This window comes from Terriglobus sp. YAF25, from assembly GCF_052113305.1.
In the GTDB taxonomy this organism is placed as follows: domain Bacteria; phylum Acidobacteriota; class Terriglobia; order Terriglobales; family Acidobacteriaceae; genus Terriglobus.
Genome location: NZ_JBFRCY010000355.1, coordinates 1 through 8,114, shown reverse-complemented (window position 1 = coordinate 8,114; position 8,114 = coordinate 1). Strand labels below are relative to the sequence as shown.

Here is an 8,114-nt window from a genome sequence, read left to right as displayed (position 1 = left end):
GTGCAGATGTTCTCCCTGAAGACGACGCCCGAAGCATCGAGGCCGTGCCAGTTCTCCAGCCTGCTCACACTCGATTGCGATAGTGTCCTGTGCTCGACATGGCGCGTGAAGTCCACAACCGCGGCCCGCAGCGAGATCGACGCTCAGGAGAAGTTCATCTCGTTTTTCAAGGTCGGTGTACTGACTCGCGTGATGAGCGGGCGCGATACCGCGTCACTCGAAACAGGTGCCGGTGCGAAGGCCGCCAGCAGTAACGTCGATGACTTGAGTCAGGTCATCCGCGAGTTGGATAAGAAAGCGCAGGGCGAATACTCGCTCCGCTTGCTGCTGGCGGCACGCAGCGCGGAGCAGCTCTGCGATACCGTGCCCGCCGTGCATCGGATCTTCGTCGATGCACGCGCTCAAGTGATGGAGGAGACGCTTGGCAATCTCTCTGCCTTTTACGCGATGTTCCCCGGTAATCAAAAGTTCAACGTCTTCCCGCTGTGGCTTGCGGAGGATCATCATGCGCGACTCTCCTCTGTCTTCGCTCCGCACATCGGCCACCCACATTCCGAAGACCTCGATTCGGAGTACCTGAATATCTTCGAGACCCGTACCCGGACACCGTTCTTTCAGGATGTGTATGTGGATGGCGTACGCGTCATGCTCATCATCGGTCCGACCGGGACCGGGAAGTCGGTTCACGGGAACCAGATCATCGCCCTTGAGCAGAAATACAGCGGTTTTACCTACATTTTCGATATTGGCGGCAGCTACGAGAGCGTTGTCGAATTATACGGCGGGCGGGTTGACCGCGTCGGAAAAGACGGCCCGCGCGTCAATCCCTTCGCTCTGGAGCCAACTGAGAGCAATATCAAGTTCCTGTATTCGTTCGTGAAGCTCTCGATGTTGCTTCGGCTCGCCTCTGGCTCATCGAGGGCATCGCTATTGACGACGTGATCACGCTGCTTGAGTCCCGCCGCTGGGCCGAGCTTTCCGCAGCACTTTGTGCCACTCGTGCGCGGGAGATTGCGGCGACGGCGCAGCGCATGATTGCTCATCGAAAGACAGCCTGATTTCAACCCCAAAGGAGAACACAATGCCCCTGCTAGAAGTCACCCAAACCCGCCACCTCAGCGCCTCTATTCGGTTGACGGATACGACCGCCACTCAGGTCGATCAATATGCCACTTTCATTCACGCTTCCGCGAACGATGTTGTGGAACAGGCACTCGCTTATGTGTTCTCTAAAGATCGTGAGTTCCAAGAGTTCCTTCGGACTCCCGAGGCGCAACGGGTCACACCGACATTGCGGGTGCGTAGGGCAGCCGCGAATGAGGCGCCGGACCCGGCTGTGAAGAAGCCGGTTTCCGCAGCATCTTCAGCGTCCCAAACACCGTCAGTTGTGGCGGGATCGAAGGCATGATCCTCCACCTACATCCGTGGCAGTACCAGAGCGGTGCTGCGCACCGGGTGTATTTCGACACTCCACCCCTCGTAGGGAGCTGTTTAGCTCCCTGCGGGAGCTAATGGGTTCCGTGGCAAAGTACAGGACTTACGAAAATTGGGGAGCTAGTTAGCTCCCTGCGGTTTTCGAGAATTGGAGCATTGCGGCATGGCGATTCTTGATGCACAGATGACTACAAAGCGTGGCAAGATTCGTGGCCGTGAGAGCCGAAACCAGACGCTCACGACCAAAGTCACGGCGACGGAATATCGCGCCGTAGAGGATGCTGCAAGCGCGGAAGCCAAGACGACCGGCGAATGGCTGCGCGACTTGGCGCTGGACGCCGTTGCCGCACGAACGGAAGGCGGGTCAGAAAAGATCATCCTGCCGGAGATCGTAGGAGTTCGTTTGCTGCTCGTGAATGCGCTCCGCTCGGTTGCTATCGGGCAAACGATGACACCGGAAGCATTCGACAAGCTACTGGACCAGATTGGCACGGCCAAGCATGAGCTGGCCGGAAAACTCCTGGCCGAAGGAAGGAGATAAGGCAATGGCAAAGACAATGTGGGGTCGCAAAGAGACGATCATCTGGCCGCAACACCGGCCCATTTATACCTATGCCGCGATCTTCGCGGCCATCGTTCTGACGGTCGTGTTTGTCTATGCTCGACTCCGGTTTGTCGGTACTCCGTTGCAGCGGTTTTATATGCCGGTCTATGCGCGTACATCCTTCCTCGGATCACTCAGCCGGACGCATCGCAGCCAGTACCGGATGCTCTTTCTGACGGGACGGGGCGTAAAGCCGAGCCCTGTCACGACTAATGACGTGGTGCATGGAAAGACCATCGAGCCGGGTGGGAAGATCATTCCACTGGCGCTCTCTCCGTCTGCCATCCAGCATGGCAACGACCTGCTCTTTCGTGGCCCGGTGCGGAGCTACGTGGATGCCCGGTTGTGCGATTACCTTAAGGTAGCCATCTACAAGAGTGACCTGTCGGTGATGTTGAAACTCCCGCTGCTTTGCGGCGCCGGAATCTTCCTTGTACTGTTACCGTTCGCTGTCACAAAAGACGTGAACAGGCAGAAGACTCTCAAGTATGGGCGGCGACTGAAAGGCCCGGAGCGGCTGACACCTCAGGAGTTCAATAGAGCCGTCAAGGGCGATGGCATCGGCTTCAAAACCGACGACATGAAAGAGATGATTCGCATTCCGGCGAAGGCCGAAGCGCAGCACATGCAGATCATCGGCGACACAGGCTCAGGCAAGTCCGCCCTTCTTTTCCAGGTGCTCCGGCAAGTGCAGGGCCGCGGAGATTCGGCCATCGTGTATGACCCGGCCCGCGAGTTTGTAAAGCCACCTGATTGACCCGCGCGCCCAGCAACAACGTGCCGGTGTTCTCGGCTCGCTCGGCCTCGTGGCGGACAGCCTGCGTTTGCTCCCGAAGAGAGACGAAGGCAACGGCACATGGACCGCAACGGAATGGGCTGAGAAAAGGAAAGGCTGGATCTTTATTACGTCGCTTCCGGCGGAGCGCGAAGCCCTCCGTCCGTTGCAGAGCCTATGGATTGACTGGCTGGTTTTGCGGCTCTTGAATGAGCCAACGAAGGAGCAAAAACGAGTGTGGTTCGTCATTGATGAGTTGGCGAGCTTGCAGAAGTTGCCGCAGCTTCACACGGCGATTACCGAAGGAAGAAAGGGGCAGAATCCCGTGCTGCTTGGCTTCCAGGGCAAGGCGCAGCTTGAGTATCTGTACGGCCATCTCGCCGAGGTGATGCTGTCGCAGCCTGCGACCAGCGTTTGGCTCACGACCAAGGAACCGAATGCCGGGGAATGGGTGTCCAAGTTCATCGGCAAGGTCGAGATCGAGCGCCTACGTGAGACACACTTCGATGGGACACGCGCAGGCCACAACTTCACCATCGAGAGGCAGGTTGAGCCGCTTGTGCTGGAGTCGGAAATTTCCGGCCTGCCGGACCTCCATGCATTTATGAAATATCAAAACAAGGTCACGTACTTTTCCTTTCCGTACTTCGATATGCCGGAGGTCGCGAAGCCATTCGAGCTGCGGGAACGCCCGGATGACAAGCTGCCGTATATCCCGAAGACGGAAGCCGGTGCGGCGGAATTGGCACACGAGCCGCAGCCTTCCGCTGCTCCTGTCGAACCGCAGCCACAACCCAATGAGCCTGTCGCAGCGCACGAGGTACAACAGGAAACCGCTGTGCAGGACGACACCAGCGAGCAACAGGCCCTCACGTTTAAGGGATAAGGAGTTGCCATGTTGAATATCTCGAAACCGCTCTCCGCATCCCAGGCACAGACCTATCATGCCAAAGAGTTCACCGCCGCCGAGCAGAACTACTGGAAGCAGGGCGACACCATTCAGGGCGAATGGCATGGCAAGCTGGCCTCTGAGTTTGGTTTGTCGGGAGCCGTGGGCGCGGAAGAGTTTGCCCGTTTGTCGGAAGGTCAACACCCGGAAACCGGCAAGCAGTTGGTATCGCATCGCGTCGTCCATGAATACAAGAACGCGGATGGCAAAGTCATCTCTCCGGTCGAGCACCGCGCCGGTTGGGATGCTACCTTTTCCGCCCCAAAGTCGATCTCGCTCACCGCCCTTGTCGGTGGCGATGACCGGGTGCGCGAAGCACACCGCGAGGCCGTGAACGTCGCCTTGAATGAATTGGAGAAGTACACGCAGGCTCGCATCGGCGGCAACAATCCCGCCGAAACCACCGGGAAGTTTGCCGCCGCCAAGTTCGAGCATGACACCGCTCGTCCGGTCGATGGGTATGCTGCACCACAGCTTCACACGCATGTCGTCATCTTCAACGTGACCGAACGCGACAGCGGGAAAATGCGAGCGTTGCAGCCGCACTCCCTCTTCGAGAGCCAGCAGTTTGCGACCGCCGTTTATCAATCCCACCTGACCTACAAGCTGCGCGAGCTTGGCTATGAAATCGAAGCGGGCAGGAGTGGAGCACCTGATGTAAAAGGCTACACGGCGGCCTATCTTGAGGCATCCAGCCCACGCCGCCAACAGATCGAGGAAGCACTTTCACGTAGTGGCTTCGCCGGGCCGGAGGCCGCGCAGATCGCGGCACATAACACCCGCGACAAGAAAGTCATCCTCTCTCCCGATCAAGTCCTGGCCGCGCACAAACAGATTGCCGCTGAGTTCGGCAACCAAGCCGACCGGGTTGTTGCCGAGGCGCGGACGCGCAGACAGGAACAGGCGCAAGAAGCACCCGCCAAGGAACGTCAACAGCAGGTGCGCGAAGCTGTGACCTTTGCCCGCGATAAGGGATTCGAGCGTGAGGCGGTTGTAGATGAACGAGAACTCTACGTGGATGCGTTGCGGCGAGGCATGGGAGAGATGACATACCCGGAGGTCCGTGCCAGCTTCGAGGCTCGCATCGCCTCCGGCGAGTTCAAACAAATCACCGACGATGGCTCCAAGGCCGGGCGCAGGTTCACCACTGCGGCCACCATCCATGCTGAAACTGAGATCGTGCAGAAGGTGCGGGACGGACAGGGCCGCGCACCACAGATCATGGGGATTGAAAGCGCGGTCCCGCTGGTAGATTCGCGTCCTCATTTCAACTCCGCACAGAAGCGGGTTGTCGAAGAAGTGCTTACTTCTTATGACCGCGTACAAGGATTGCAGGGGCGGGCAGGCAGTGGCAAAACTTCAGTCTTGGCAACCATCCGTGAAGGAGCTGAAAACAACGGCTACGCCGTGGAAGGATTTGCGCCGACATCGCGTGCTGCGAAGCAATTACGAGATGCCGGAATTCAGGCGGACACGCTGCAACGCTTCCTCGCGGGCGGCGGCCTGCAGGCCGCCGGCGATCCCGCGAACAAACATCTCTACATGGTCGATGAGTCCTCTCTGGCATCGACGCAGCAGATGCGTGACTTCTTGAATAAGATTGCTCCGCACGACAAGGTGCTGTTGATCGGCGATACGCGCCAGCATCAGGGAGTGGACGCCGGAAAGCCCTTCGAGCAGTTGCAGGAAGCTGGCATGAGGACAACGCAGCTTGACCAGATCATGCGACAGAAAGACCCTGAACTGCTGAAAGCTGTCGAGCATCTGTCCAACAGCGAAACAACTGCCGGGGTAGAGATGCTTTCGCGGCAGGGGCGCATCAGAGAGATCGTTGACGCGCAGGAACGTGTCGCTGCCATCGCCAAAGAGTACGCTGCGAGTCCCGAAAATACACTCATTGTCTCGCCGGATAACGCTTCGCGCCGCGCCATCAATCAGGCCGTCCGGCGGGAGTTGCAGGCACTTGGTGTCGTAGACAGCAAAGAGTATTCCATGCGCGTGCTGACGCCGCGCAACGATATGACCGGAGCTGACCGCGAATGGGCCGCACGCTACCAGCCCGGAGATGTTCTCCATTATGTGCGTGGCAGCAAAGAGCACGGCATCGAGCCCAGAACCTATGCTCAAGTCGTCACGACCAAAACGGCTGAAAATCTCGTGACCGTGCGGAGAGACGACGGCCAGCAGGTGACCTATGACCCGTCACGGTTGCGCGGCATCGCTGCCTACCGCGAGATAGAGCGTGAATTTGCGGTTGGAGACAAGATCCAATTTACGGCTCCGTCCAGAGACTTGCAGGTTGCCAATCGCGACCTCGGCACCATCCAGCACATCGGCGAGGATGGCAAGATTAGCGTGCGTATGGACGGTACAGAAGACAGGATTGTGCGCTTCGACGCGAACGCCATGCGACACCTCGACCACGGCTATGCCGTCACGTCACATAGCTCACAGGGGCTCACTTCCGAACGAGTGATTGTCAACATGGACACCGAAGTTCATCCCGAGTTGATGTCCAGCAGATTCGCTTATGTATCGGTCTCTCGCGCCTCACACGACGCGCGGATCTATACCAACGATGCGGCTACACTCGCATCCAACCTCAGCCATGACGCAACGAAATCATCAGCTGTCTCTTTCGAGAGCGTCAATGCCATATCTCATCGCTTAGAGCATCGCATGTGAGCAGAGGTAACAAATATACGAATCGAGAGCCCATCTCCGCTTTGTTAAACACCCTGCTTATTTAGAAGCCTCTACCTCTTCGGTCACAGCCTTTGAAATATCATTGAGCAACCGGTGGGACACTCGAATGTTGCGAATTCGAAATTATTGGCGTTTCACCGTCAGAATAGTAGAGGGACAGAAACAAGCCAGGTGGAAAAGGCTCTGTTCCGGCGATCAGCAAGATGAAGCCATTCAAATGATGTTTCGATTGCCTGAAGGCTTCACGGATGCTGCGCACGTCGGATTGAGAGGGATGCGGTAGACGCTCCGGATGCGTATGCCAATCGCCGATGAAGTGCAGTCCGCGCTTGTGCAATGCATTGATCTCAAGCTGTTCTGCCGCACGGTTTGGTGCATATCCATATCGTGACCGTCGATCAGCCGCTCTCGGTCCAGTTGCTAGTTCCACATGTATCTGATTTTTCTTGAATCGTGCGAAGAGCTGTCCGCCCGCTTCGGGAGAGGAGGGCTCGCACTGCTGGTATCTCGCTATGTGGTTAAGAACCCTGGGGGTGAGGACAAGTCGCTGCTCCGAATCTCCGATTCTGAAGTGAAGACTGCGCCAATATCGTTTCTTCCACACGCCGGGCAAAGTTCGTCCCTCGTCCATTCAAGTTCCTCTTGGAAACCTCCGCGCAGCCGCTCAGGGTGCCCCTCCAGCCATGCTTCGGTCCACCTTCCGCCTGCATCCATCAATAACGACTGGGGTCCGCCCCAAACGTCCAGGTGTACAGGATGGCTTGAGGAACCTCCCCCAGAATGTGTTGTAGATTCAAGAGTTTTTCGATTTCCCATTCTGCAGTAGCGCAGACGATGAGATCGGCGTCCCTCATCGAAGAAGCTTCCTGCAAAACGAACTCTTCGTAGGAGATCCCAAACCCTCGAATCGTCGCGTGTGGGTAGTTCCGTTGCAGATTTTCGGCAAGTGCAATTGCCTTGTTCTGGCCAACGTATTCGGTGCCGAGCGGATGCCGGCCCACGTTGGCTGAAGTCAGAACCTCGGGGTCTATGATATCCAGGTGCCCAACACCTGACATGATCAGTTGTTGTACGATCGGCGCTCCAACAGACCCACAACCTACGATTACAACTTTCTTCCCAGACAGCTTTGCGTGGTGCGGGTCATATCCTCTGCCGTGAATCCAAGCAGAATCGACGCGATTCACTTTCAAACGCRTAGCCGCGCTGTTCGAAGAGAACAGCCGAGAAGCCGTAATGGACGGCGGGATCTTCCCAGGTCGAAATCCGTTCAGCCGACGATTTCGCCGTTGGCCTCGAATATCCACTGTTACGGAGGGCTGTGTCTTCAATGCGGCGAGGCAGGGACCGTTGCCGCTGTCCGCCCCGAGAATGAAATGAAAGGGGGACTTTCCTTTTCGGCTAAATTGCTCTACTAGCTGTTTGCCTCCCGGCGTCATCTCAGCTAAACGATACATATCACCGGCTGTATGCGGATATTGACTTGGAACGAGAGCTTGGGGAAGCCAGAGAAAACATGCAATGTCAGTTGATTGGAACTGGGGAAGGTTACCGTAGCGATGCCGCTGCCAGGCTAGGATGTCTTCTTCAGATTCTCCCACTAGTGACCGAGATTCACCTCGCCAAACTCTAACGAACCTGCTGGG

At 57.2% G+C, this 8,114-nt stretch carries 7 protein-coding genes and 1 pseudogene; 6 read left to right on the top strand and 2 right to left on the bottom strand.

Annotation, left to right across the window (positions count from 1 at the left end):
• The 6 genes and pseudogenes from AB4043_RS15385 to mobF all read left to right on the top strand — a co-directional run.
• Positions 1-885 (top strand): annotated as a pseudogene (locus AB4043_RS15385) (VirB4 family type IV secretion system protein); the annotation flags it as partial.
• A 196-nt stretch (positions 886-1,081) separates the two neighbouring features.
• Positions 1,082-1,408 carry a hypothetical protein gene (locus tag AB4043_RS15380; RefSeq protein WP_442299685.1) on the top strand — a complete coding sequence of 109 codons (327 nt, stop codon included), beginning with the start codon at positions 1,082-1,084 and terminating at the stop codon, positions 1,406-1,408.
• Positions 1,409-1,597: 189 nt separating this feature from the next.
• Positions 1,598-1,975, top strand: a complete 378-nt coding sequence (locus AB4043_RS15375; protein WP_442299684.1) for a hypothetical protein — start codon at positions 1,598-1,600, stop codon at positions 1,973-1,975.
• Between the two features lie 4 nt (positions 1,976-1,979).
• Positions 1,980-2,795 carry a type IV secretion system DNA-binding domain-containing protein gene (locus AB4043_RS15370; protein ID WP_442307445.1) on the top strand — a complete coding sequence of 272 codons (816 nt, stop codon included), beginning with the start codon at positions 1,980-1,982 and terminating at the stop codon, positions 2,793-2,795.
• 49 nt (positions 2,796-2,844) lie between these two features.
• Positions 2,845-3,699 (top strand): type IV secretion system DNA-binding domain-containing protein, encoded by an 855-nt coding sequence (locus tag AB4043_RS15365; protein WP_442307444.1) that lies wholly within the window; start codon positions 2,845-2,847, stop codon positions 3,697-3,699.
• Between the two features lie 9 nt (positions 3,700-3,708).
• Positions 3,709-6,447 (top strand): MobF family relaxase, encoded by a 2,739-nt coding sequence (gene mobF / locus AB4043_RS15360; protein ID WP_442299682.1) that lies wholly within the window; start codon positions 3,709-3,711, stop codon positions 6,445-6,447.
• Between the two features lie 100 nt (positions 6,448-6,547).
• On the opposite strand, the gene AB4043_RS15355 is transcribed toward mobF, so the two are convergent.
• Together AB4043_RS15355 and AB4043_RS15350 are read right to left on the bottom strand one after the other, a co-directional pair.
• The gene (locus tag AB4043_RS15355; protein ID WP_442307443.1) at positions 6,548-7,099 is read right to left on the bottom strand and encodes a Mov34/MPN/PAD-1 family protein; all 552 of its coding nucleotides are present in this window, start codon (positions 7,097-7,099) and stop codon (positions 6,548-6,550) included.
• Between the two features lie 82 nt (positions 7,100-7,181).
• Complete coding sequence (locus AB4043_RS15350) at positions 7,182-8,069, bottom strand: ThiF family adenylyltransferase (protein WP_442307442.1); 888 nt, start codon at positions 8,067-8,069, stop codon at positions 7,182-7,184.
• Between the last annotated feature and the right edge of the window lie 45 nt (positions 8,070-8,114).

What these genes read in the sequence shown, in the direction of transcription:
- AB4043_RS15375 (WP_442299684.1), top strand. Translation starts at nt 1,598, where the DNA reads ATGGCGATTCTTGATGCACAGATGACTACAAAGCGTGGCAAGATTCGT.
- AB4043_RS15355 (WP_442307443.1), bottom strand. Translation starts at nt 7,099, where the DNA reads ATGGACGAGGGACGAACTTTGCCCGGCGTGTGGAAGAAACGATATTGG.
- AB4043_RS15380 (WP_442299685.1), top strand. Translation starts at nt 1,082, where the DNA reads ATGCCCCTGCTAGAAGTCACCCAAACCCGCCACCTCAGCGCCTCTATT.
- mobF (WP_442299682.1), top strand. Translation starts at nt 3,709, where the DNA reads ATGTTGAATATCTCGAAACCGCTCTCCGCATCCCAGGCACAGACCTAT.
- AB4043_RS15370 (WP_442307445.1), top strand. Translation starts at nt 1,980, where the DNA reads ATGGCAAAGACAATGTGGGGTCGCAAAGAGACGATCATCTGGCCGCAA.